At 73.3% G+C, this 23,344-nt stretch carries 25 protein-coding genes and 1 pseudogene; 17 read left to right on the forward strand and 9 right to left on the reverse strand.

Annotation, left to right across the window (positions count from 1 at the left end; genetic code table 11):
* Positions 1-187 precede the first annotated feature (187 nt).
* On the forward strand, positions 188-1,186 hold the full coding sequence (locus OG861_RS27920; RefSeq protein WP_329192907.1) for a BtrH N-terminal domain-containing protein: 999 nt from the start codon (positions 188-190) through the stop codon (positions 1,184-1,186).
* A 56-nt stretch (positions 1,187-1,242) separates the two neighbouring features.
* On the opposite strand, the gene OG861_RS27925 is transcribed toward OG861_RS27920, so the two are convergent.
* From OG861_RS27925 to OG861_RS27935, 3 genes are all read right to left on the reverse strand, one after another.
* Positions 1,243-1,437, reverse strand: coding sequence for a ferredoxin (locus OG861_RS27925; RefSeq protein ID WP_329192905.1), 195 nt, complete (start codon positions 1,435-1,437; stop codon positions 1,243-1,245).
* A 5-nt stretch (positions 1,438-1,442) separates the two neighbouring features.
* A complete protein-coding gene (locus OG861_RS27930) occupies positions 1,443-2,630 on the reverse strand; it encodes a cytochrome P450 (RefSeq protein ID WP_329192903.1) in 1,188 nt (395 codons plus the stop codon).
* A gap of 129 nt (positions 2,631-2,759) precedes the next feature.
* Positions 2,760-3,098 (reverse strand): thioredoxin family protein, encoded by a 339-nt coding sequence (locus OG861_RS27935; protein WP_329192900.1) that lies wholly within the window; start codon positions 3,096-3,098, stop codon positions 2,760-2,762.
* A 120-nt stretch (positions 3,099-3,218) separates the two neighbouring features.
* On the opposite strand from OG861_RS27935, the gene OG861_RS27940 reads away from it, so the two are divergent.
* The gene (locus OG861_RS27940) at positions 3,219-3,488 is read left to right on the forward strand and encodes a hypothetical protein (RefSeq protein WP_329192897.1); all 270 of its coding nucleotides are present in this window, start codon (positions 3,219-3,221) and stop codon (positions 3,486-3,488) included.
* 141 nt (positions 3,489-3,629) lie between these two features.
* Here OG861_RS27940 and OG861_RS27945 read toward each other — a convergent pair whose 3' ends face one another.
* On the reverse strand, positions 3,630-4,007 hold the full coding sequence (locus tag OG861_RS27945) for a DoxX family protein (protein ID WP_329192895.1): 378 nt from the start codon (positions 4,005-4,007) through the stop codon (positions 3,630-3,632).
* 201 nt (positions 4,008-4,208) lie between these two features.
* On the opposite strand from OG861_RS27945, the gene OG861_RS27950 reads away from it, so the two are divergent.
* Positions 4,209-4,568 carry a YciI family protein gene (locus OG861_RS27950; protein WP_329192893.1) on the forward strand — a complete coding sequence of 120 codons (360 nt, stop codon included), beginning with the start codon at positions 4,209-4,211 and terminating at the stop codon, positions 4,566-4,568.
* 122 nt (positions 4,569-4,690) lie between these two features.
* Entirely contained in the window at positions 4,691-5,920 is a 1,230-nt protein-coding gene (locus tag OG861_RS27955) for an RNA polymerase sigma factor (RefSeq protein ID WP_329201978.1), read from the forward strand.
* Here OG861_RS27955 and OG861_RS27960 read toward each other — a convergent pair whose 3' ends face one another.
* Entirely contained in the window at positions 5,921-7,381 is a 1,461-nt protein-coding gene (locus OG861_RS27960; RefSeq protein ID WP_329192891.1) for a condensation domain-containing protein, read from the reverse strand.
* Positions 7,382-7,513: 132 nt separating this feature from the next.
* Between OG861_RS27960 and OG861_RS27965 the strand changes: the two genes are divergently transcribed.
* On the forward strand, positions 7,514-8,413 hold the full coding sequence (locus tag OG861_RS27965; protein WP_329192889.1) for a hypothetical protein: 900 nt from the start codon (positions 7,514-7,516) through the stop codon (positions 8,411-8,413).
* 135 nt (positions 8,414-8,548) lie between these two features.
* Here the strand turns inward: OG861_RS27965 and OG861_RS27970 are convergent, their stop codons facing one another.
* Positions 8,549-9,295, reverse strand: a complete 747-nt coding sequence (locus tag OG861_RS27970) for a GntR family transcriptional regulator (protein WP_330261892.1) — start codon at positions 9,293-9,295, stop codon at positions 8,549-8,551.
* Positions 9,296-9,513: 218 nt separating this feature from the next.
* Between OG861_RS27970 and OG861_RS27975 the strand changes: the two genes are divergently transcribed.
* The 5 genes and pseudogenes from OG861_RS27975 to OG861_RS27995 all read left to right on the forward strand — a co-directional run bounded on the left by OG861_RS27975 (position 9,514) and on the right by OG861_RS27995 (position 14,246).
* The gene (locus OG861_RS27975) at positions 9,514-10,683 is read left to right on the forward strand and encodes an ABC transporter substrate-binding protein (RefSeq protein WP_329192886.1); all 1,170 of its coding nucleotides are present in this window, start codon (positions 9,514-9,516) and stop codon (positions 10,681-10,683) included.
* Positions 10,683-11,567 (forward strand): ABC transporter permease, encoded by an 885-nt coding sequence (locus OG861_RS27980; RefSeq protein WP_329192884.1) that lies wholly within the window; start codon positions 10,683-10,685, stop codon positions 11,565-11,567. The genes OG861_RS27975 and OG861_RS27980 overlap by 1 nt, the downstream gene beginning before the upstream one ends.
* A pseudogene (locus OG861_RS27985) lies at positions 11,555-12,475 on the forward strand (ABC transporter permease). Before OG861_RS27980 ends, OG861_RS27985 begins: the two are co-directional and overlap by 13 nt.
* Before the next feature lie 5 nt (positions 12,476-12,480).
* Entirely contained in the window at positions 12,481-13,584 is a 1,104-nt protein-coding gene (locus tag OG861_RS27990) for an ABC transporter ATP-binding protein (protein ID WP_329192882.1), read from the forward strand.
* Positions 13,581-14,246 (forward strand): HAD family hydrolase, encoded by a 666-nt coding sequence (locus tag OG861_RS27995; protein WP_329192880.1) that lies wholly within the window; start codon positions 13,581-13,583, stop codon positions 14,244-14,246. The genes OG861_RS27990 and OG861_RS27995 overlap by 4 nt, the downstream gene beginning before the upstream one ends.
* Positions 14,247-14,285: 39 nt before the next feature.
* On the opposite strand, the gene OG861_RS28000 is transcribed toward OG861_RS27995, so the two are convergent.
* Positions 14,286-14,765 carry a hypothetical protein gene (locus OG861_RS28000; RefSeq protein ID WP_329192878.1) on the reverse strand — a complete coding sequence of 160 codons (480 nt, stop codon included), beginning with the start codon at positions 14,763-14,765 and terminating at the stop codon, positions 14,286-14,288.
* Between the two features lie 94 nt (positions 14,766-14,859).
* On the opposite strand from OG861_RS28000, the gene OG861_RS28005 reads away from it, so the two are divergent.
* Entirely contained in the window at positions 14,860-15,942 is a 1,083-nt protein-coding gene (locus OG861_RS28005) for a DUF2330 domain-containing protein (protein WP_329192877.1), read from the forward strand.
* A gap of 10 nt (positions 15,943-15,952) precedes the next feature.
* Here OG861_RS28005 and OG861_RS28010 read toward each other — a convergent pair whose 3' ends face one another.
* Positions 15,953-16,765, reverse strand: a complete 813-nt coding sequence (locus OG861_RS28010) for an ATP-grasp domain-containing protein (protein ID WP_329192875.1) — start codon at positions 16,763-16,765, stop codon at positions 15,953-15,955.
* Positions 16,762-17,661 (reverse strand): ATP-grasp domain-containing protein, encoded by a 900-nt coding sequence (locus OG861_RS28015; RefSeq protein WP_329192873.1) that lies wholly within the window; start codon positions 17,659-17,661, stop codon positions 16,762-16,764. Before OG861_RS28015 ends, OG861_RS28010 begins: the two co-directional genes overlap by 4 nt.
* A 263-nt stretch (positions 17,662-17,924) precedes the next feature.
* Between OG861_RS28015 and OG861_RS28020 the strand changes: the two genes are divergently transcribed.
* Genes OG861_RS28020 through OG861_RS28045 form a run of 6 tightly spaced genes read left to right on the forward strand, consistent with a single transcriptional unit; the run spans position 17,925 to position 23,306 of the window.
* Positions 17,925-19,493 (forward strand): sensor histidine kinase, encoded by a 1,569-nt coding sequence (locus OG861_RS28020; protein ID WP_329192870.1) that lies wholly within the window; start codon positions 17,925-17,927, stop codon positions 19,491-19,493.
* Complete coding sequence (locus tag OG861_RS28025) at positions 19,490-19,891, forward strand: roadblock/LC7 domain-containing protein (RefSeq protein ID WP_329192868.1); 402 nt, start codon at positions 19,490-19,492, stop codon at positions 19,889-19,891. The genes OG861_RS28020 and OG861_RS28025 overlap by 4 nt, the downstream gene beginning before the upstream one ends.
* Positions 19,888-20,241: a DUF742 domain-containing protein gene (locus OG861_RS28030; RefSeq protein WP_330261893.1), complete on the forward strand. Its 354-nt coding sequence runs from the start codon at positions 19,888-19,890 to the stop codon at positions 20,239-20,241. The genes OG861_RS28025 and OG861_RS28030 overlap by 4 nt, the downstream gene beginning before the upstream one ends.
* Positions 20,222-20,839 (forward strand): GTP-binding protein, encoded by a 618-nt coding sequence (locus tag OG861_RS28035; RefSeq protein WP_329192865.1) that lies wholly within the window; start codon positions 20,222-20,224, stop codon positions 20,837-20,839. The genes OG861_RS28030 and OG861_RS28035 overlap by 20 nt, the downstream gene beginning before the upstream one ends.
* Positions 20,836-22,074: a cytochrome P450 gene (locus tag OG861_RS28040; protein WP_329192863.1), complete on the forward strand. Its 1,239-nt coding sequence runs from the start codon at positions 20,836-20,838 to the stop codon at positions 22,072-22,074. Before OG861_RS28035 ends, OG861_RS28040 begins: the two co-directional genes overlap by 4 nt.
* Entirely contained in the window at positions 22,071-23,306 is a 1,236-nt protein-coding gene (locus OG861_RS28045; protein ID WP_329192861.1) for a cytochrome P450 family protein, read from the forward strand. Before OG861_RS28040 ends, OG861_RS28045 begins: the two co-directional genes overlap by 4 nt.
* Positions 23,307-23,344: the final 38 nt, after the last annotated feature.

A 23,344-nucleotide genomic window follows, 5' to 3' on the forward strand; every position in this document is an offset into this window, starting at 1 on the left:
TCTTCCGGCGGGGCCCGCGCCGCTCACGGGCCGCCCGCCGCGCCGGCCGCCGCACTCCAGCGGCTGGCCGGGCCGGGAGCAGCCGCCGGTGCGGGCCCGCCGGCTCGGCCGCGGCGGCCGGGAGCGAGCGGCGCCGTCGGCTTCGCGTGCGGACGGACCGGCCCTCCGGCGCGACTACGCTGACCGCATGACTGTGCTCTTGTACGAAGAATTCGGTACCGGACGCCACCGCGAGAGCTCCCTGATCCGCCACGCGCTGGGCAACGCCCACGACGAGGCGCTGGTCGCGGGGCTCGCGGGCGGTATCGGCTTCATGTACTTCGTCTTCGAGTACCCCGAGCGCCCGCCGCTCGCCACGATCGTCGCCCAGGCCCACCCCGAGCCGTGGGTGCAGGTCGCCCTCGGCCGACTGCACGTCCCCTACGACGCCACCCGCAGCACCAAACCGCGCTGGGGCCGGGTCCGCGCCGCGCTCGACGAGGGGCACCCCGTCTTCTGCGTCGTCGACCGCTCCTCGCTGCCCTGGCACGAGGCGGTCGCCCCGATGCCGGGCGCCGACGCGTACACCGTGGTCATCGCGGGGTACGAGGGCGACGACCTCTTCATCGAGGACGGCGCCGCGGCGCCCTACCGGATCGACCGCGAGGAGTTCGGCGCGGCCTGGAGCGCCCACCCCACGGGCCGCCACCAGCTGGTCGTACCCACCGGACCGGCCGAGGCCGACCCGGACGTGGACGGGGCCGTCGCCGCCACCGTCACGCACCTGACCGGGCCGGTCCTCGGCAACCGGTTCGACGTCAACTTCGGCTTCTCCGGCATGGCCCGGCTCTCCGCGGACCTGCGCGACACCAGCACCGCCGCGGCCTGGGAGCAGCGGTTCGGCGCCTCACCCGAGACGTTCCGCGGCGCCACCCGGCGGCTGTACGCCTCCCTGGAGGAGGAGTGGACGGCGCCCGGTGCCACCCGGCCGCTGTACGCCGACTTCCTGGACCTGGTAGGCCGTTCCGAGGCGGCCGGTCTCTTGCGCGCATCGGGCCTCCACTGGTCGGAGCTCGCCGCCCTCGCCCGCGAGGCCGACCCGGCAGCCGACGCGGGGGAGCGCCGGGAGCTGTTCGAGGCGTGCGCGGGGCTCGTCGACCTCTGCGCCGGACTCGAACGCGAGGCCGTGGCGGTCCTCGGGGGGTAGCTCCGAGCGTGGGCCGCACCCGGGAACCACCACCCGGGTGCGGCCCACGCCGTTCGTCAGGCGTCTTCCACGGAGATCGCCGCGACCGGACAGGCCCGGGCGGCCTCCCGCACCAGCGGGCTGCCGTGGCCGTCCTCGCGGCCCGGGAGCAGTTCGCTGAAGCCGTCGTCGTCCTGGGTGAACACGTCGGGCGCGGTCAACGCGCACTGGCCGGCGCCGATGCAGACGCCTCGGTCGATGGAGATCCGCATGCCGCTCACCATGCCACGGGAAGTTCGAGCATGCCCTGGATGGTGTCGCCGGGCTTGAAGGGGATCCGGTCCGGTTCCTCCGCCAAGCGCAGCCCGGGGAACCGGGCGAACAGGGAGCCGAGGGCGATCTCCATCTCGGCGCGGGCCAGGTTCTGGCCGAGGCACTGGTGGATGCCGAAACCGAACGCCAGGTGGTGGCGGGTCGGGCGGTGCCAGTCCAGCGAGTCGGGATCGGCGAAGACCGACTCGTCGCGGTTGATGACGGACGTGGAGAACACCACCCCGTCGTCGGCGCCGATCGTGACGCCACCGATCTCGATCTCCTCGGTCGCCACCCTCAGCATGCCGTCGGCGATCGACAGGAACCGCATCAGCTCCTCCACGGCCTCCGACATCAGCGAAGGGTCCGCGCGCAGCTCGGCCAGCTGCTCCGGATGGCGCAGCAGGGTGAAGGTGCCGAGCGAGATCATGTTCGCCGTGGTCTCGTGGCCCGCGATGAGCAGGATCACGGCCAGGGCGACCAGCTCCTCGACATCGGTCTGACCGGTTTCGAGGCGCTGCGCGATGAGTTCGTCCAGCAGCCCGTCGCCCGGGTCGGTGCGCTTGCGCCCGATCAGGTCCCGCAGATAGGCGTCGAGGCTGTGGCGGGCCTCCTCCACGTCGGACAGTTCGGGGCCGCGCAGCAGCTGCCTCGACTTCGCCTCGAAGAACTCGTGGTCCTCGTACGGGACTCCCAGCAGGGCGCAGATCACCATGGAGGGCACGGGCAGGGCGAAGGAGCCGACCAGTTCCGCCGGCGGGCCCTGGGCGGTCATCCCGTCGAGCAGCCGGTCCACGGTCTGCTGGATCTGCGGCCGCAGGGCGGCGATGCGTTTGACGGAGAAACTGGGGATCAGCATGCGGCGCTGCGTGTTGTGTTCGGGGTCGTCGACGCCGAGCAGCGCGGTCCGGCGCGCCGTCAGGCCCTTGAAGCGCTTGGTGGTGGCGGGGAAGGCCGCGTTCTGGCGGTCGGAGGAGAGCCGGCCGTCGGAGAGCAGGGCGCGCGCCTCGGCGTGCCCGGTGACCACCCAGACCGAGCGGCCGTCGAAGAGGGTGACGCGGGAGAGCGGCCGGGTCTCCCGCAAGGGCGCGTACGCCGCCGGGGGGTGGTAGGGACAGGTCCGGTCCTGGGGAAAGGCAACGGTTTCTGACATGCAGCACCTCGCGAGCGATGGTCCGTCTTGCCGGCTCCATTACATGCCCTAGGCACCTATCTCACCTATGCCACTTTCGGCCAGACCGGCCGCATGTCGCCCGAAGGGCCCAGCGGCCGTGCGGCGGGGTCACAGGTGGGCTTCGAGGAACGCCCGGAACTCCTCGCGGGTCAGCGGTCCGGCCTGGGACGCCACGGCCTCCCCGTCCTTGACGAGGACCACGGTGGGCGCGCCCGTCACGCCGTAGCGCCTGGTCGGGCCGGGGCAGCGGGTGATGTCGGTCCGTACGGCGGTCAACCGCGCCCCGTACTCCTGTGCCAGCTCGCCGACGAGCACGTCCATGGCGCGGCAGGCCTCGACGGCCTTGGGCCAGGTGCCCGTGAAGTAGGCGAGAACCGGCCCCGGGGACATTCCCAGGATGAAATCGAACTCCTGGTCCTCCAGCGGCTGGTGTACCCGACGTGCCATGTGTGCTGCTCCTCGTGTGTCCCGGCGGGTCCCGTCCGGTCCGGCGTGTGGTGGCCCGCGCACCCCATCATCCCCGGGACGGGGCGGCGCGTTGTCAGTGGTGGCTGGCAGCCTGGACGCATGGACGACAGGATGCTGCGGCGCCGGGTCTACGGCGCAGACCACGACGACCCCGACCCCGGCCCGCGCCCCGGCCATGCCTACGGCGAGCTCGTGGGCGGCCCGCTCGACGGCCTCCTCCTCGACGTCACCGGCTGGAGCGGACCGCAGCTGACCGAGGAGGCCCGCCTGCCCACGGAGATAGGCCGCTACGGGGCGGGCGGCCGGGCCCACTACCGCCGCCGCGCGACGGACCCGCAGCGCTGGGACTGGTCGGGCGACAGCCCCTGACGTACGCCGGGCCGGAGCGGCGGGGCGGCGAGCCCCCGGTCCGCCGACGTGTGACCGGGGGCTCTGTGCGGCACTTCTGCCCGGGCGGCGCGACCGGATGCGCGAGGGGCGCCCGATCGGGTGCGGGAGCGCGCGCGGACGTCAGCCGGTCGTGGCGCTCCGGCTGACTTTGCGCGCCCACAGGACCAGCGGTACCTGGAGCGGCAGCCGGGCCAGGGTCACGGCCCGTGCGGCGGGGGCGCCGCGGCGGGCGTCGACCGCCATCTTCACGTTGGCCGGGAAGACGCCGACGAAGAACGCCGCCGTGGCCAGTGCGGCCATCCGACGGGTCCGCGGATGCGCGACCCCAGCGGCGAGGGCGAGCTCCGCCGCGCCGCTCGCGTACGTCCACTGCCGCGGGGTGCCGGGCAGCGAACGCGGGACGATCTTGTCGAACTGCTCGGGCCTGACGGCGTGTGCCACCCCCGCGGTCGCCAGCAGTCCGGCGAGCAGCAGGGGTGAGGAGGGTATGCGCGGCATGGGGGTGTCCTCTCAGAGGGGGCGCGGCGGGACGGCCCCGCGATCCTACTCGCGGGTAGGTCGGGGTGATCCGGCGAAGCAGCCGGGCGTCCCCGAAAAGAATCCGAAGAAGTTTTCCGGGAGCTGTCGATCCGGGCGCCTCCCGTTCGACACAGGAGTGAAAGGCGGGGACAGCCCCCGCCCACCGACCGAGGAGTCACCATGCCGCGCTTCCTTTCCCTGGTCCGCATCGACGAGCAGAGCCTCCCCGAGGACACCCCCTTCCCGGAGGACTTCCTGCAGCGGATGGGCGCACTGATGGAGGAGATCACCAAGGCCGGGGTGATGCTGGACACCGCCGGACTGCTCCGCACCTCCGAGGGCACCCGTGTCACCTGGTCCGGGGGCAAGCTGAGCTACACCGACGGCCCCTTCACCGAGACCAAGGAGGTCGTCGGCGGCTACGCCCTCCTCCAGGCCAAGGACAAGGCGGAGGCGCTGGAGTGGACCAAGCGCTTCCTGGAGATCCACCCCGAGGAGTGGACGGTGGGCGTCGAACTCCGGCAGATCGCGGAGGGCTGAGCCCGCGGCCGAAGCGACCGGGCCGGCCTGCGACGGGCCGGTCGCGAGCCGGTCGCGTCCCACGGGCGAGCCCCGTTTGCCCTGCCCCGTCACGGCTGCTCTGATGGGTGGCCGTGACGGCAGTGACCCCGGCCCAGACGGTCGAAACGGTGTACAGGATCGAGTCCGCGCGGATCATCGCCGGCGTGGCCCGGATCGTGCGGGACGTGGGCATCGCGGAGGAACTCGCCCAGGACGCCCTGGTCGCCGCGCTCGAACAGTGGCCGCGGTCCGGGATCCCCGACAACCCGGCCGCCTGGCTCATGACCACCGCCCGCAACCGCGCGGTCGACCTCGTCCGGCGCAAGGAGACCTACGCGCGCAAGCTCGCGGAGGTCGGCCGCACCCTGGAGGACGTACCGCCCCCGGCCGAACCGGCGGCCCCCGACGACATCGACGACGACGTACTGCGCCTGGTCTTCACGGCCTGCCACCCCGTGCTGGGTGCGGAAGCCAGGATGGCGCTCACCCTGCGCCTCGTCGGCGGCCTGACCACACAGGAGATCGCCCGGGCGTTCCTCACCTCCGAGCCCACCGTCGCCCAGCGCATCGTCCGCGCCAAACGGGCGCTGGCCAAGGCCGGGGTGCCGTTCGAAGTCCCGTACGGAGCCGCTCGCGAAGCGCGGCTCGCCTCCGTCCTGGAAGTGATCTACCTCGTCTTCAACGAGGGCTACTCGGCCACCGCCGGGGACGACCTCGTCCGCCCCGCCCTGTGCGAGGACGCCCTGCGGCTCGCCCGGGTGCTGGCCGCTCTGATGCCCGACGAAGGAGAGGTCCACGGCCTGGCGGCGCTGCTGGAGTTCCAGGCTTCCCGGATCGGGGCCCGCACCGGCCCCGACGGCGAGCCGGTCCTGCTCGCCGACCAGAACCGGGCCAAATGGAACCGCATGCTCATCCGGCGCGGCTTCGAGGCCGTCGGCCGCGCCGGCACCGGCCCCTACTCCCTCCAGGCGGCCATCGCGGGCTGCCACGCCCGGGCCGTCCGGTACGAGGACACCGACTGGAAGACCATCGCCGCACTCTACGGACGCCTGGTCCGGCTGGTCCCCTCACCGGTGGTCGAGCTGAACCGGGCGGTCGCCGTCTCCATGGCCGAAGGCCCCGAAGCGGCCCTGCCGCTGGTCGACGCCCTCGTGGCGGATCCCGCGCTGCGCGCCTACCACCTGCTGCCGAGCGTGCGGGGGGACCTGCTGGAGCGGCTCGGCCGCCGGGCGGAAGCCCGCGCCGAGTTCGAACGGGCCGCCTCCCTCACCCGCAACGCGCGCGAACGGGAACTGCTGCTGGGCCGGGCGCGCTCCGGGGGCTGGCCGTGATCAGGCCCGGACGGGCGTGTCCAGCGGGCGGCGGGGCGCGGTCAGCGCGATCGGACGCCGGAAACCGCCCGAGAGGGCGATGTCGCGTACCGTCTCGCGGAGCGCCTCCTGGAAGTCGCCCATGGTGCGGCGGGCGGCGGGGGTGTCGACGTAGATCGAGTTCATGTGCAGACCGTCCGCGTCGCGCTGGTACCAGGAACAGGCCCCGTTCGCGCGCGCCGACCACACGTGCGTGGCGGGCCGCCAGTCCTCGTGCCGCTCGGCGCCCCGGCACTTGCGCATGTCGATGTACGAGAAGAAGTTCACCGGGTAGGGCCAGGAACGGGCCGCGAACTCCTGCGGCGCCAACAGCTCCCACGCCCGCACGAAGGGCACGTCGATATGGCGCAGCAACTCCCCGAACCCCGCCCGGATCCCGGCCATGACCTGGGCGAAATCCCGCCCGGGCGAGGCGTCGAACTCGATCGGCATCGTGTTCACGAACCAGCCGACCGAATCGGACCAGCCGTCGCGGCCGCGCTCGCTCACCGGCATGAACCCCCGGTACACGCCCGGCCCGCCGGCCTCCCGAAGCGACAGCGCGACGGCCGCGAGCACCCCCATGAAGGGCTTGCCGTCGACTGCCAGACAGGACTTGTCGAAGACCTCCGCCTCCCCGGCGTCCAGCAGCGGCGAGGCCTCGTTGACGATGGGGTACATCCGGTCCGGCTCCACGCCGAGGTCCAGCGGGAACCTCGGGAAGAACTCGCCGTTGCGCGCGATGAACGACTTCCAGTAGCCGAGCCGTTCGTCGCCCGCGTCGATGGACAGGTAGCGGCGGCGCTGCTCCTCGGCGAAGTCGAGGTAGCTGGGAGCGGTGGCCGGCAGGGCGGAGCTCTCGCCCCGGCACAGGGCCTCGTAGGCGGTCAGCACCTCGTTCACCACGATGGGCATCGACATGCCGTCGCAGACGATGTGGTCGAAGGCGAGGTAGACGGTGGCGGAGTCCTCGCGCAACACCGCACCCATGGTGAACAGCGGCCAGGACAGCGTGTCGATGCTCCGCCGGAAGCGTTCCGCGAGGAAGGCGCGCAGCAGATCGGTGGTCGCGAACTCACCCACCGGTACGGCGTCCAGCGCCAGTTCGTCCGCGGCGAGCGGCTCGCACGCCACCTCCCCGGCCAGGCGCCGGAACTCGCACCGCAGTACCTCGTGCCGCCGCACGAACGCCAGCAGGGCCTGGGCGAGGGCCTGTTGGTCGAGCGGACCGCGCACCTCGAACGTCACCGCGAGCCAGGACGCCACCGGGTCGTCGGCTCCCCGGCTCTCCTCGGCCACCGTGAAGTGCTTGTCCTGGTTGAAGGACGCCCTCCTGCCCGCCGCGCCGCCCGGGCCATTGGCCCGGGCGGCCGTGGACCGCACCCGCCACTCGACCACCCGTCCGGGCGCCAAGGTGTGCATCTCCAGAGGAAACTGCCGCATTCCGTCATCCCTTCGCCCCCCGAGTCAACCCCGTGCGGCTAACGACATCCGGCCCGTGGAAGTGACGCCCGTACGCGGCGCGCGGGGGCGGGGTCCGCCGTACCCGGGCGGCGATGACCGACAGTGGTCGGCGTGGATGCTTCTGACGACGTCGAACAGGTCATCGACGCGCTGTACGCGTCGCCGCCCGCGGGCTTCACGGCGGCCCGGGACGCGGCCGCGGCCGGGTTGAAGGCCGCGGGGGACAAGGCCGCCGCGAAACGGGTCGCGGGGCTGCGGCGGCCGACGCTGGCCGCGTGGGCGTCGAACACGCTGGTGCGGGCCGATCCGGAGGAGGTGGGGCAGTTCCTCCAGCTCGGCCAGGCGCTGCGGGAGGCGCACCGGGCGCTGGACGGGGAGCAGCTACGGGACCTCTCGCACCAGCAGCACGTGGTGATCGGGGCGCTCGCACGGGAAGCCGTACGGCTGGCCGAGGAGGCGGGGACGCCGGTTTCGGAGGCGGTGGAGCGGGAGGTGGAGCAGATCCTGCACACCGTCCTCGCCGACCCCGCGGCGGCCGAGGAGTGGGCCTCGGGCCGGCTCTCGAAGCCCCCGCCGCCGGTGACGGAGTTCCCGACGCCGACCGGGGACGCGGTGACCCGCGCCGCCGGCCGGGCCGGTGCGGCTCGCGGGGAAGCGGGCCGGGCCGGGGCGGGGGAGGGCGAACGGGACGCCGAGCGGCGGGCCGAGGCGCGGCGGGAGGCCGAACGGGCGGTGGCCGCCGGCGAGGAGGAGCTGCGTGCCGCCGACGAGGCCCGGCAGCGGGCCCTCGGGCGGGTCGCCTCGGCGGACGCGGAGGTGGAGCGGCTGGAGCGGGACGCCGCCAGGGCCCGGGCGGCCCGGGAGCAGGCCCACGCGGAGCTCGCCGCGGCCGAGAAGCACCGCCGGGCCGCCGACCGGGCCGCCCGCCAGGCCCGCGACCGGCTCCCGCCGGCCGAGGAAGACGGCCCCACCCGCCGCCGCAACCGCACCCGCCGCCAGGACCCGCAGTGACGGGCCTGGCCGGGGGCCCGGCGAACTGCGTGGCGCGACCTGCGCCGTCCTCGCGGCGGCCGCCGCGCGCCCGCAGGGCCGGGGCGCCGTCGGGATGCCGGCCGCCCGGGGCCCTGGCAGCGCGCTGACGAGCGGTCAGCCGTCGCCTGCGCGGCGGGCCAGGGGAGTGGTTACCGCCGAGTTGCTCACGCTGAAGGTGACGCTGCCCGCACGGTAGCGGTCGTCGGACCACTCGATCGGGCGGCCGGTGCGGGTGGCCGAGACGTGACGTTGCCGCAGCAGCGGGCTGCCGCGCCGCAGTTCCAGCAGCCGCGCGTCCTCACTGCCCGCCGGAAGCGCGTCGATGAGGTGCTCGCCGTACTGGGCGACCACCCCCCAGTCCCTGGCCAGCCCGTCCATCACCGAGCGGCAGTCCTCGGCCATCGCCTCGACCGCCGCCGCGACGCAGTCCGCGTAGGCCGTCCGCTCCACCATCACCGGCTCCCCGTCGAGCCGCCGCAGCCGCAGCACGGCGAGGACCTCCGCACCCGGGGCCACCGCCAGCCGCTCCGCCTCCTCCGCCGTGGCGGGGCGGCGGACCCGGGACAGGAAGCGGCTCGACACCTCATGGCCCAGCCCCTCCGCCCACTGCGCGAAGCTGTTCAACTCGCTGAAGCTGTGCTTGCGCTCCTGCCGCAGCACGATCCGCCGCGCACCCTGCCGCGAGCCGATCAGCCCCTCCGCCGCGAGCGTGGCCACCGCCTGGCGGACCGTCCCGCGCGACGCCGACCAGCGGGCGGCCAGGTCGCTCTCCGAAGGCAGCCGCGCCCCGACCGGGTACTCGCCGCCCAGGATGGCCGCGCGCAGAGCCTCGGCGATCTCCAGATATCTGATGCTGCCCACGCGACTGCCACGCCCCCTCGCCGAACCGACCGGTATGCCACTCATGATCATTGAACCCTGTCTTGTCACGCCCTCTTCCGGTCAATCTCCGCTCTTCCTCGAGCCGTGCGCCCCGGGACAGGCCCCGTTCACCGTCCGTACAGCGGACCCGGGCGAACTGGAGCCAACTTGTTCAGACAAGTGAAACCCCCTGTCAGGTTCTTTCTCTGGGAGAGACCGTGCTCAGTTCCTCCGCCCGTCGCGGTGCGGCCGTTCTGCTCGGCGCCGCCGTCCTCACCACGCTCAGCGCGTGTGGTGCCGCCCCCGACCAGCAGTCCGCCGGTGCCACCGGCGACGCCACGGGCAAGGTCCAGCCGGGCGCGGCCGCCTCGGTCGCCGACTTCGGCGGCATGGAGGGCCTCGTCGCCGCCGCCGAGAAGGAGGGCCGGCTCAATGTGATCGCGCTGCCCGCCGACTGGGCGAACTACGGCGAGATGCTCAAGGCCTTCCAGGCCAAGTACCCGAAGATCAAGGTCGGCAGCGAGAACCCGGACGCCTCCAGCGCCGACGAGATCGCCGCGGTCAAGTCCCGCAAGGGCCAGGAGCGCGCCCCCGACGTCCTGGACCTCGGCATCGCCTTCGCCCGCAGCGGCGCGAGCGAGAACCTCTTCGCCCCGTACAAGGTCACCGCCTGGGACAAGATCCCCGGGTCGCAGAAGGACGCCGACGGCCGCTGGTACAACGACTACGGCGGCTACGTCTCGATCGGCTGCGACGCCGCGAAGATCCCCACCTGCCCGCAGACCTTCGCCGACCTGCTCAAGCCCGAGTACAAGGGCAAGGTCGCCCTCAACGGCAACCCCACCAAGTCCGGTTCGGCGTTCGGCGGCGTCTATGCGGCCGCCCTCGCCAACAAGGGGTCCTTCGGCGACATCCAGCCGGGCATCGACTTCTTCGGGCAGCTCCGCAAGAGCGGGAACTTCATCCCGGTCGAGTCCACCCCGGCCACCGTCGAGAAGGGCGAGACGCCCATCTCCATCGACTGGGACTACCTGAACGCCGGCTACGCCGAGCAGTTCAAGGGCAAGGGCGTCGACTGGAAGGTCGCCGTCCCCACCGACGGCGTCTACGCCCAGTACTACTCCCAGGCCATCAACAAGGACGCACCGAACCCGGCGGCCGCCCGCCTGTGGATGGAGTTCCTCTACAGCGCCCAAGGCCAGAACCTGTGGCTCAAGGGACACGCCCGCCCGGTGCTCCTTCCCGCCATGACCCAGGACGGCACCGCCGACAAGGACGCCGTCACCAGGCTCCCGCAGGTCCAGGGCACCCCCGAGTTCCCCGCCTCCACCGAACTCGACAAGGCCAAGGCCACGCTCGCCGAGAAGTGGGACAAGGCCCTCTCCTGATGTCTGCCCCCACTCCCACCCACACGATCGGGACCGCCGGCGGCAACCGTCGCCGGCGGCGCGGCCCGCGCACCTGGCTCGCCGTCCTCCCGCTCCTCGCCTTCACCGGACTCTGCTTCGGCATCCCGCTCGGCGCCCTCGCCTTCGGCGCCGTCACCAGCACCGACGCCACGACCGGCGCCACGCGCCTGACCGGCGAGCACCTCGCGCGCTCCCTCCAGGGCCCCTACCTCGGCTCCCTGATCGGCAGCGTCCAGCTGTCCGCCCTCACCGCGCTGACCGGCGGAGTGCTCGGCGTCCTCACCGCCCAGGCCGTGGTCACCTCCCGATTCGCCGCCCTGACCGCCTCGGGGGTGCTCGCCAACTTCGGCGGCGTCCCGCTCGCCTTCGCGTTCATCGCGACCGTCGGCATCTCCGGGGTCCTCACCCGGCTCGCCGACCTGACGGGCCTCGGCTGGAACCTGTACTCCTTCACCGGCCTGACCGTGGTCTACCTCTACTTCCTCATCCCGCTGATGGTGCTCGTCATCGTCCCGGCGCTGGACGGCCTGCGCCCGCAGTGGCGCGAAGCCGCCCGGAACAACGGGGCGAGCGGGTGGCAGTTCTGGCGCCACGTCGGCCTGCCGGTGCTCGCGCCCTCCCTGCTCGGCGGGTTCGTCCTGCTCTTCGGCACCGCGTTCGCCGCGCACGCCACGGCCGCCGCGCTCGTCGGCGGTTCCGTACCGCTGGTCACCTTGAAGATCGCCGACGCCCTGTCCGGCAACGTCCTCACCGGCCAGGAGAACGTGGCGCTCGCCCTCGGCCTCGACATGATCCTGATCGCCGGCCTGGTCATGGCGGTCTACCTGCCCCTCCAGCGACGGAGCGCCCGATGGCTGCGATGACCCCGGCCGTGCCGCAGACGGACGCACCCGAAGCGGCCCCGGTACCCCGGGCCGCCGCACCCCGGGCCGCCCGCCGCCCCCGCGTCTGGCGCGGAGCCGTACTCGCGCTCGCGGGCGCGTACTTCCTCACCCCGCTGATCGCCTCCTTCGTCTTCACCGTGCACGTGCCCGGCCGGGGCATCGGCTTCGAGGCGTACACCGAGCTGCTCGGCGCCGACGGCTTCACCGAGAGCCTGCTGCTGTCCCTGAGCCTGGCCGCCGCCACCATCGCGCTGTCGCTGCTCCTCGCGGTGCCCGCGTTGGTCGCCGTGCGGATCGGCTCGCCGAAACTGCGCCCCGTCGTGGAGGTGGCGTGCATGCTGCCGCTGGTGGTGCCGCCCATCGCCCTGGTCACCGGCATCACCACCGTGCTGCGCTGGGGGCCCGAGCACCTCTCGCGGACCCCGCTCTACCAGACCTTCATCGCCGTCCAGGACGAGCGGTTCCCCGTCGTCCTCGTCCTCGCGTACACGGTGCTGGCGCTGCCCTTCGTCTACCGCTCCCTCGACTCGGGTCTGCGCGCCATCGACGTGCCCACCCTCGCGGAAGCCGCCCGCAGTTGCGGCGCGAGCTGGCCGTAGGTGGTCCTGCGCGTCCTGCTGCCGAACCTGCGGGGCTCGCTCGCCGGAGCCGCCTTCCTCACCCTGGCGCTGGTGCTCGGCGAGTTCACCATCGCCTCCCTCCTGGGCTTCCGTCCCTTCGCGGTGTGGATCGTCTCCATCTCCGGCGCCCAGGCCCGGATGTCGGTGGCCGTCTCCCTCCTCAGCCTGATGATCACCTGGATGCTGCTGCTCGTCCTCTCGCGTGCCGGAACCGGCCCCTCCGTGGCGGCCTCCGCGCCCGTCACCACCTCCCGCAAGGAGTCCTGACCCGCATGTCCACCACCCTTCCCGCGGCCCGGAAGCCGGCGGGCACGACGGCCGCCGGCGCAGCCGCGGGCGCGCGCCTGGAGTTCCGCGGCCTGCGCCGCACGTTCGGCTCCACCGTCGCCCTCGACGGACTGGACCTGACGATCGCACCCGGTGAGCTCATCGCCCTGCTCGGCCCGTCCGGCTGCGGCAAAACCACCGCGCTGCGCGTCGTCGCCGGCTTCGAGCAGCCCGACGCCGGCGAGGTCCTGGTAGACGGCCAGGACATCACCGCGGTGCCGGCCAACCGCCGAGACGCCGGGATGGTCTTCCAGTCGTACAGTCTCTTCCCCAACCTCAGCGCCCGCGACAACGTCGCCTTCGGCCTGCGCGTGCGCAAGGTCGGCGCGGCGCAGCGCCACGAACGGGCGGCCGAACTCCTGGACCTCGTCGGACTGCCCGACCACGGTGACCGCTACCCGCACCAGATGTCGGGGGGCCAGCAGCAGCGCGTCGCGCTGGCCCGCGCCCTGGCCCTGCGCCCGCGGGTGCTGCTGCTCGACGAGCCGCTGTCCGCCCTGGACGCCAAGGTACGGGCGAACCTGCGCGAGGAGATCCGCCGTCTCCAGTCGTCGCTCGGCATCACCACCGTGTTCGTCACGCACGACCAGGAGGAGGCCCTGTCGATGGCCGACCGGGTCGCCGTGCTGAACGCAGGGAAGCTCGAACAGTGCGCCGCTCCCGCCGAGCTGTACGAGCGGCCCGCGACCGCCTTCGTCGCCGGGTTCGTCGGCACCATGAACCGGCTGCCGGGCCGGCTCACGGGCTCCGGGACCGTGGAAGTCCTGGGCGCCCGCCTGCCCGTGGACGGCCCCGTGCCCGCGGGACCGGACGTCCAGGTGCTGGTGCGGCCCGAGAACGTCACCGCGACCGCCGACCCGGACGGCACGGCCACCGTCGTCTCCGCCTCCTTCTTCGGCGCCGTCACCCGCCTCCACCTCGACCTGCCGGGCGGCGAGCCGATCAAGGCGGACCTGCCCTCGCGCGCGGCGGGCGACCTGGTTCCCGGGGCGCGGGCGGCCGTCGGCCTGGCCGAGCGGTCCGTTCTCGTCGTGGCGAGCGCCGCATGAGCGCCCTCGCCGCGGTCCTGTTCGACATGGACGGCACCCTCGTCGACACCGAGGGCCTGTGGTGGGAGACCACCGAGGAGACCGCAGCCGGCCTCGGTCACCGGCTGGGCGACGCCGACGCGCCGGAGGTCGTCGGCCGGGCGGTGGAGGACACCTCCGCCCACCTCGTACGGGTCTGCGGCGCGGGCGACGCCGAGGAGGTGGGCGCCGCGCTCACCGAAGGGTTCCTGCGCCGGGTGCGGGCCGGAGCGCCGCCGCGCCCGGGCGCACGGCGGCTGCTGAGCGCCCTAGAGGCCCGGGGAGTCCCCTTCGCGCTGGTCAGCGCCTCCCCCCGGCTGGTCGTGGACGCGGTGCTCGAAGGCCCGCTGGCCGGGGTCCCGTTCGCCCACACCGTCTCGGCCGACGACACCACACTGACCAAGCCGCACCCGGACCCCTACCGGGCGGCCGCCGAGCGGCTCGGCGTCGCCCCGGCCGGCTGCGTCGCCGTGGAGGACTCCCCGGACGGCGCGGCCTCCGGGGAGGCCGCCGGCTGTGCGGTACTGGTGGTGCCGTCCCTGCTGCCGGTGCCGCGCTCCCCGGCGCGTACCTTTGCCCGGACCCTGGAGGACGTCACCGTGGACGTCCTGCGGGAGTGCCTGACCCGGCGTCCGCCCGCCTGACGGGACCCGGACCGGGCCGGGGCCGCAGGGGCGCGCGCATCACGCGCAGAGGTCGAGGATCTCCACCACGCCCTTCGCGTACGCGCCGGTCACCGAGCCGGGGGCGTACGCGGCCTCGCGGCGCAGCGTGGGCAGGGCGGTGCGGATGAACGCGGCGCACTGCCCGTACAGGCCGGCCTCATGGGAGCCGCCGTCGTCCTCCGTACCCAGCAGGGCGAGCAGCGTCCACAGCAGGGCCTCCCGGGTGGTCTCCCTGGGCGGTCCCGCCGCCCACACGGCCATCAGCACACCGCACGCGGCCGGGGCGGGCGGCTGGAGCCTGGCGGGCGTGAAGACGTGCCCCGCCAGGGCGTGGAAGGCGGCCGGGTGCCCTTCGGCCGCGTCCCACAGCACGTCCTGGAGATGACCGGCGGAACGCCCGCAGCCGCACGGGATGGACTCCCAGTCGTGCCGCGCGATCTCGGCCTCCACCGCCTCCGGTACCAGCGGGCTGCGCAGCGGCTTGTCCGTCCGTTTCATGGCGCAATTATGAGATCTCCAAGCGCGGCCGTACCAGAGGGCGAGGAACCGGATCCGCAGGCCGGTCGTCCCAGACGCCGTGTGGAACGTGAAGATGAGACGAAGAGTCCTGACCTTGCTGTTCGCGCTGCTCGCGACGCAGCTGGGGTCCCTGGTGGGTCCGGCCTACGCGTGCGGCTGCGGAGCGATGATCCCCGACGGTTTCTCCCGGATCGGCGTGCAACGGGAGACCTCCGTCGTGCGCTGGGACGGCCGGACCGAACAGATCGTGATGCGGTTCAGGGTCGACGGCGACGCGAAGAAGGCCGCCTGGATCATGCCCGTGCCCGGGCGCGCCACGGTCGAACTCGGCAAGGCGGAACTCTTCACCGACCTCGGCCGGCTCACCGTGCCCGAGCGCAGGACCCGCAGCTACTTCTGGCCGCGCGAGGCGGACTGGCCCTTCTCCTCCGGTTCCCGTGACGGAGTGGGCGCCGCGATGCCCGGCGCCCCGTCCGTGGGCGTCGTCGGCCGCGAACAGCTCGGCGACTTCGACGTCGCGCGGCTGACGGCCACCGACCCCGATGCCCTCGAGCGCTGGCTGGAGACCAACGGCTTCAAGCTGCCGGACCGGCTCTCCACGGAGCTGCGGCCGTACGTCGACCAGAAGTGGGAGTACGTAGCGGTCCGCCTCGCCCCGCGCGACCGGACCAAGGCGCTGCGCGGAGACCTCGACCCGCTGCGGATCCGCTTCGACAGCGACCGGCTCGTCTACCCGATGCGGCTCTCCCGGATGGCCCAGGCCGCCCAGTCGCTCGGGCTGTACGTCCTGGCCGCACACCGGATGGAGCCGCTCTCCCCGATCGGCGGAGCCGCGCCGAAGGTGGCCTTCGCCGGGACCATCACCCCGCAGGGCCCCGTGGCGGAACTCACCGGCTCCGCCGCGCCGGTGTTCCTGACGGCGATCGAGCAGGAGTTCCCCGAGCCGTCCCGCATCGACGGCGACCACGAACTGCGCGCCACCGCCAAGGACACCCCGTACCGGCGGGCCGTCTACCACGACGAACTCCTCACCGTCGGCGGTGTCCCGGCCTGGCTCCTCACGGTGGCGGGAGCCCTCACCGCAGCCGTCGCCGTCCTCCTCGGCCGGGTCCTCAGCCGTCGCGGGGCCAGGCGGCGCAGCACCCGGGCTGCTTAGAGAGCCGGCGTCATCCGGCCCTGCGCAGGGCCAGCGCCGCCAGGGCCTCCGGGGCGCCGGTGCGGCCCCGCAGGCCCGGGAAGGCGTTGACGTCCACGATCAGCGGAGTGCCGTCGCCGGTGTCGAGGAAGTCCACCCCGTAGACGTCCAGCGCGAAGACCTCGCCCACACGGAGCGTCAACTCCGCCCAGTGAGGAGGCGGTGCGGTCCGGGAACGGGCGGGTTCCGCGTCCTGCCGGACGAGCTCCGAGCGCCGTAGCCCCGCGAAGACCCGGTCGCCGATGGCGTACATCTTGTGGTCCCAGCCGTTGTTGGCGGCGAAGGCCTGCACCACCACCGGCTCCTCTCCCCACCCCGCCGACAGCTCCCGCAGCCGCGCCGCGTCGTCGACCCGCGCCACCAGGTCGCCCTTGCGGCTGCGCCGGCTCTTGACCACGACCGGCCAGGGCAGCCCCGGCAGGCCCGGGCCGTCGCCGGCCTGCAGGGCCAGCCGGTCCAGCGAAGGGAAGGCCGTGGTCGCGGCGAAGGGCAGCCCGGCCCGGCGGGCCAGCTCCGCCATGCCCCTGCGGTCCTGGCAGCGCTCCGTGGCCGCCGCGGTGTTCACCACCGGCGCGCCCCGCCGCTCAAGGGCCCGTGCCAGCTCCAGCGCCCGGGGATCGCGGGCCTTGAGGAGGTACACGTCGGCCCGCACCCGGCCCGCCACCGCCTCCGCGTCCGGATCCCGCGGATCGAGCACCACCACCTCGTGCGCGGGGGCCAGCGCGGCGGCCGCCCCGGCCAGCAGGGGATGCCCGGCGTCCGGGGTGATCAGGCCGACCCTCACGCGCCGTCACCCGCCCGGGCCGCAACCTGCGCCGGGATGGACACGTGGAGCCCCTCCGTCCGCGGGGGCGGGATCGGCGCCGCGCCACCGTTGCGGGACAGGTCCAGCACGGCCCGGGCCACGCGGGCCGCGGCCTCGGGCACCTGACGGAAGCTCGGGAAGTCGTTCACGTCCACCACCACCGGCCCGTCGGGGCCCAGCAGCACGTCCAGTCCGTACAGGTCGAGCCCGTACACCACGCCGACCTGCGCGGCGATCGCGGCCACCTCGGCGGGCAGCGGCACCCGCCGCTCGCGCACGGAGCGGTCCGGGTGCATGGGGGAGCACCGTTCGGTGGCGAACAGTTCCCCGCCCACGCAGTACACCTTGATGTCGATACCGGAGTTGGGCACGTACGGCTGCGCTATGAGCATGCCCTCGCCGGCCAGCCGGGGCAGCAGCGCGGCGAGCCGGTCGGGGGAGGCCACCAGGTGCACCGCCCGGCCGGAGCTGCCGTCGGCGGGCTTGACGACCAGGGGGTACTCGGACGCCGGGACCTCCGCGAGCAGCTCGGGGCGCGCCACGGCGTACGTGGGCGGCAGCGGGAGGCCCCGGGCGCGACCGATGGCGGCGGCCAGCGCCTTGTCCCGTACGCCGCGGATCGAGCGGGCGTCGTTGACGGTGGTCATCCCGGTCGCCGCGGCCGCTTCGAGCAGGGTCAGACCGGGGCCACCGGACACCGTCTTGAGCACCCAGGCGTCGTGTACCCCGGACCGCACCAGGTCGGTCATGCGCAACAGCGAGCCGCCCGGCCGCAGCACGTCCACCTGGTGGCCCCACGCGCTCAGTTGCCGGATCACCTCGTTCGGCATGCCGTCGTGGCGGTAGTGCTCCTCCACCAGGAAGCAGAGCCTCATGGACCTTCCCCATATTTTCCGGACGTCCGCCGATCCCGCCCGGCGAGTTGTGACGTCACAGGATGCCATGGCCGCAATGTGATGATCGTCCGGTAGCGGCCGGGGATTCCCCAGAAAACGCATGAGAAGTGCCTTAATTGGCCATTACTCAGCGTCACGTTTACCAAGAACTTTCCAAACTGATCAACAATTCTCTTATAGTGATGGCTTGTTGCCACAGGAACCCTCTCTTCCATTTACGCCCCGGTTTGAGGCTTTGATTGATGACGGCGTCGCCCTCCCCCCTTCGCCCCTCCGCGCTCGCCCTGCTCGTCACGGCGGTTGCGGCCGGAGTGCTCTGCACGGCGGCGGTGGCCGCGGCCCCGTCGGACGTCCGCGTCCCCCTCGGCTGGTTCTCGCTCTTCGGCGTCCTGCTGCTCTCGCTCGCCGCCTTCGCCGTCACCTGGCTGACGCGGGGCAGCCGCCTGCTGCGCGGCCGGATCGCCGGTCTGAACGCGGACCTCGCCGCCCGGGACGGTCACATCGCCCGGCTCACCGCCGACGCCGCCCGTGACGCGGCCGCCCGCACCGCCGAGGTGGCGCGCCTCACGAAGGAGCACGCGGCGGAACTGGAGCGGCTGAGGACCGCCCACAGGGTCGAGCTCGACCTGGCGGCCATCACCCAGCTCACCGAGCGCGAGCGGCTCGGTGAGGAGCTGCGGCGCGCCCAGTCCGGGCGGGCCGCGGCGATGGCCGCCGCCGCCAACGCGGCCGGACGGATGCAGGCCCTCGCCACCGGCATGCTGGCCGACCTGCGCGAGATGGAACACCGGCACGCCGACGAGGACGTGCTCGGCGACCTCCTGCACCTCGACCACCGCACCGCCCAGGCGGGACGCCTCGCCGACTCCATCGCCGTCCTCACCGGAGCCCGCTCGGGCCGCCGCTGGTCGAAGCCGATCGTCATGGAGTCCATCCTGCGCGGCGCCATGGGCCGGATCGGCGGCTACCAGCGGGTCCGCCTGCACTCCACCAGCGATGCCGCCGTCGCGGGGCACGCCGCCGAGGGGGTCATGCACGCCCTCGCCGAACTCCTGGACAACGCCGCCAACTTCTCCCCGCCGACCGCGGAAGTCCACGTGTACGTGGAGGAGGTGCCGGCCGGGATCGTCATCACCGTCGAGGACAGCGGCCTGGTCATGAGCGAGGTCCAGCTGCGCCGCGCCGAACAGGCCGTGGCCGGCGAGTCCCTGGACCTGGCCGGGCTCTCCGGCACCCGCCTCGGGCTCGCCGTCGTCGGCCGCCTCGCCCGCAAGCACGGGCTGACGGTGTCCTTCCGGCCCTCCGCGCGCGGCGGTACCGGCGCGCTGATGATGCTGCCGCACGAGCTGATCAGCCGCACCCCGGGGGAAGCCGGGCCCACGCCCGCGCTGGTGGCCGCCCCGGCCGCCGCCGCCGGGGCGCGGACCGGGGAACCGGCCGCGGAACACGGGCCGGGCCCGCGCGGCGGCGGCGTCGGCTCTGGTGGTGCCGGGCGCACGAAGGAACGTATCCCGTCCCTGCGGGACGACGCCCCGGACGCCGCACCCACGGCCCCCGGCGAGGATGCCGGATCCGCCGACGGGACCCCGCGGACCGGCGACGGCGGCCTGCCCCAGCGGCGACGCGGCCGCACCCTGGCCGCCGCCCACCCCGAAGGACCCGAAGCCGCCGCCCGCGCGGCCCGTACCCAGGGCGCCCCGACCGGCGCCTCCCAGTCCGCCGCCCGCTTCGGCAGCTTCCGGCAGGCCGTGCGCGGCGCGTCGGCGCAGCAGCCCCCGAACCCCCCGCTCCCGGAAGGCAACACGCGATGACCGGCTCCACGACCGACGAGACGCTCAGCTGGCTCCTGGAAGGACTCCTGGAACGCACCCCCGGCGCCCGCCACGCGCTCGTGCTCTCCCGGGACGGCCTCAAGCTGTGCCGCACCCCCGAGCTCTCCGTCGACCAGGCCGACCAGCTCGCCGCGATCGCCGCCGGCATCCAGAGCCTGTCGCACGGCGCGTCCATCGAGTTCGGCGACGGCACCGGGGGAGTCCGCTCCGCGATGGCCGAGTTCTACGGTGGCATCCTGTTCATCGTCGAGGCCGGGGAAGGCGCACACCTCGCACTCGTCGCCGCCGACGACGCGGACGCGGGCCTGGTCGGCCACAACATGTCCGAACTGGTGGAACAGCTGAGCGAGCATTTGATCGCGAGGCCCCGGGGTTGAGCCGTACCAGGCCGGGCCGAAACGACTCCCCGGACCGGCTCTACACCCTGACCGGCGGCCGCAGCAGCTCCGGTTCGGACGCCTTCGACCTCGTCACGCTGATCGTCGCCGAATGCGATCCGGTTCCCGGCATGCAGTCGGAACACGCGGCGATCCTGCGCATGTGCCGGTACCCGGCGGCGGTCGTCGAGATCGCCGCCGAGCTGGGCCTGCCCGTGTCGATCGTGCGGATCCTGCTGGCCGACCTCCTCGGCACCGGCCGGATCAGCGCCCGGCACCCGCGTGCGGCGTACCGCCTTCCCGACCCCGACATCCTGGAGCAGGTGCTCGTTGGACTCCGCAACCTCTGACCGGCGTGAAACCCGGCAGACCCTCAGCAGCACCGCCGACAACGGCTTGAAGATCGTCATCGTCGGCGGCTTCGGAGTGGGCAAGACCACCATGGTCCGTTCGGTCAGCGAGATCCGGCCGCTGAACACCGAGGAGACCATGACCAAGGCGGGCGAGGGGGTCGACGACACCGACGGCGTCGCCGGGAAGAACACCACCACGGTCGCCTTCGACTTCGGCCGGATCACGCTCGACGCGCACAACGTGCTCTACCTCTTCGGCGCTCCCGGGCAGGAACGTTTCTGGTTCCTGTGGGACCGGCTGTTCTCCGGCACCCTCGGCGCGGTCGTCCTCGTCGACACGCGTCGGCTCGCCGACTCCTGGTACGCCATCGACCGCCTCGAACACCACGGCACCCCCTTCGTCGTGGCCTGCAACGACTTCGGCGGCCCCGGCCACACCGCCGAAGAGGTCCGCGCGGCCCTCGACCTGCCGCCCGAGGTGCCGCTCGTCTTCTGCGACGCCCGCTCGCGCGCCTCCAGCAAGGACGTCCTGATCTCCCTCGTCCGCCACCTCCAGACGGCCGCCCTGTCCCACACCCCGGAGCCCACCCCGTGACCACCCCCGCCGACCGCGAACCGCAGCCCGTCTACCTCGGCGGGCCGCGGTTCCAGACCGACCCCCTCGCGCTGTACCGGGAGATGCGGCGCGAGCACGGCGCCGTCGCCCCCGTCGTCCTCGACGGCGACGTACCGGCCTGGCTGGTCCTCGGCTACCGCGAGCTGCACCAGGTCACCAGCGACCCGCAGCTCTTCACCCGCGACTCGGAGCTGTGGAACCAGTGGGACCGCATCCCCGCCGACTGGCCCCTGCTCCCGATGATCGGCCGCAAGCAGCCCTCCATCCTCTACACCGTCGGCGAACGCCACCGCGAGCGCGCGGCCGTCGTCTCCGGGGCGCTGGAAGCCGTCGACCCCTTCGAACTCAAGGGCCACGCCGAACGGTTCGCGGACGAACTGATCGACGTGCTGTGCGGCAAGGGCGAGTGCGACATCGTCGGCGAGTACGCGATGCTGCTGCCCCTGCGCGTCCTCGCCCGGATCTACGGATTCTCCGACGAGCAGGGCCCCGGCCTCGTCACCGCCATGAACGACATGATCAACGGCCGTGAGGGCGCCCTCGACGGCCAGCGCCACCTCGCCGAGTCGATGTTCGCACTCATCGCCGACAAGCTGGTGCGCCCGGACCACGACGTCGTCTCCCGGATGCTCGCCGCCCGGGGCGACTTCACCGTCGAGGAGATCGCCCAGGACCTGATGGTGATGCTGGCGGCAGGCCACCAGCCCACGGCCGACTGGATCGGCAACACCCTGCGCCTCATGCTCACCGACGACCGGTTCGCCGCCTCCCTCGCCGGCGGTCGGCACAGCGTCGGCGAGGCGATGAACGAGGTCCTGTGGGAGGACACGCCCACCCAGAACGTGGCCGGGCGCTGGACCTCCCGCGACACCCACCTCGGCGGACAGCGCATCAACCGCGGCGACCTCGTGCTGCTCGGCCTGGCCGCCGCCAACGCCGACCCGCACGTGCGCACCGACGCCGGAGCCCTGACCGGCGGCAACAACGCCTTCTTCTCCTTCGGCCACGGCGAACACCGCTGCCCCTTTCCCGCCCAGGAGGTCGCCGAGGCCATCGCCCGGACCGGCATCGAGGTGCTCCTCGACCGGCTCCCGGACGTCGACCTCGCCGTGCCCGCCGCCGACCTCGCCCGGCGGCCCTCGCCCTGGCTGCGCGGTCTGACCGCGCTGCCCGTGACCTTCACCCCGACCCCCGCCCTTGGAGCCTCCCGATGACGTGCCCGATCGACCACACGGAACCCGCCGCCATCACCCTGGACCCCTTCGTCGCCGACCTCGACGCCGAGAGCGCCGCGCTGCGCGCCGCCGGACCGCTGGCCCGGGTCGTCCTGCCCGGCGGCGTCGACGTGTACGCCGTCACGCACCACGCGCAGGCGCGGGCCCTGCTGACCGACGCCCGCCTGGTCAAGGACATCGGCGTCTGGGGCGCCTGGCAGCGCGGAGAGATCCCGCCGGACTGGCCGCTGATCGGCCTCGCCAACCCGGGCCGCTCCATGCTCACCGTCGACGGCGACGAGCACCGGCGCCTGCGGAGCCTGGTCGCGCAGGCCCTGACCGTCCGCCGGGTGGAGAAGCTGCGGGCCGGCATCGAGGCCCTGACGACCGGGATGCTCGACCGGCTGGCCGAGCTGCCGGCCGGCGAGAGCGTGGACCTCAAGGCGGAGTTCGCCTACCCGCTGCCGATGAACGTCATCAGCGAGCTCATGGGTGTCGACAGCGCCGAACACCCGCTCCTCAAGGCGCTGTTCGAGAAGTTCTTCTCGACGCAGACGCCGCCGCACGAAGTCCCGCAGATGATGGCCGACCTGGCCGGACTGTTCTCCCGGATCGTGGAGTCCAAGCGCGAGAACCCGGGCGACGACCTGACCAGCGCCCTGATCGCGGCCTCGGAGAACGGCGACCACCTCACCACCGAGGAGATCACCAACACCCTCCAGCTGATGGTCGCCGCCGGCCACGAGACCACCATCAGCCTGATCGTCAACGCGGTCGTCGCCCTGGAGACCCACCCCGAGCAGCGCGCCCGCGTCCTCAAGGGCGAAGTGCCGTGGGAGAACGTCATCGAGGAGACCCTGCGCTGGTCGACCCCGACCTCGCACGTCCTGATCCGCTTCGCGGCCGAGGACATCGAGGTGGGCGACCGGATCCTGCCGAAGGGCGAGGGCCTGATCGTCTCCTTCGGCGCCATCGGCCGCGACGAGGCCCAGCACGGCGCGGACGCGGGCGAGTTCGACGTCACCCGCACCCCCAACCGGCACATCTCCTTCGGCCACGGCCCGCACGTCTGCCCCGGCGCGGCGCTCTCCCGGCTGGAGGCCCTCGTGGCGCTCCCCGCCCTCTACGCCCGCTTCCCCGACCTCACCCTCGCCGTCCCGCGCGAGGAGCTGCGCAACAAGCCGATCCTGACCCAGAACGACCTGTTCGACCTCCCGGTCCGCCTGCGCTGAGCGTTCCGAGGCCGCGGAAAAATACGAATGCCCGTACG

This window comes from Streptomyces sp. NBC_00539 (assembly GCF_036346105.1).
GTDB lineage: Bacteria > Actinomycetota > Actinomycetes > Streptomycetales > Streptomycetaceae > Streptomyces.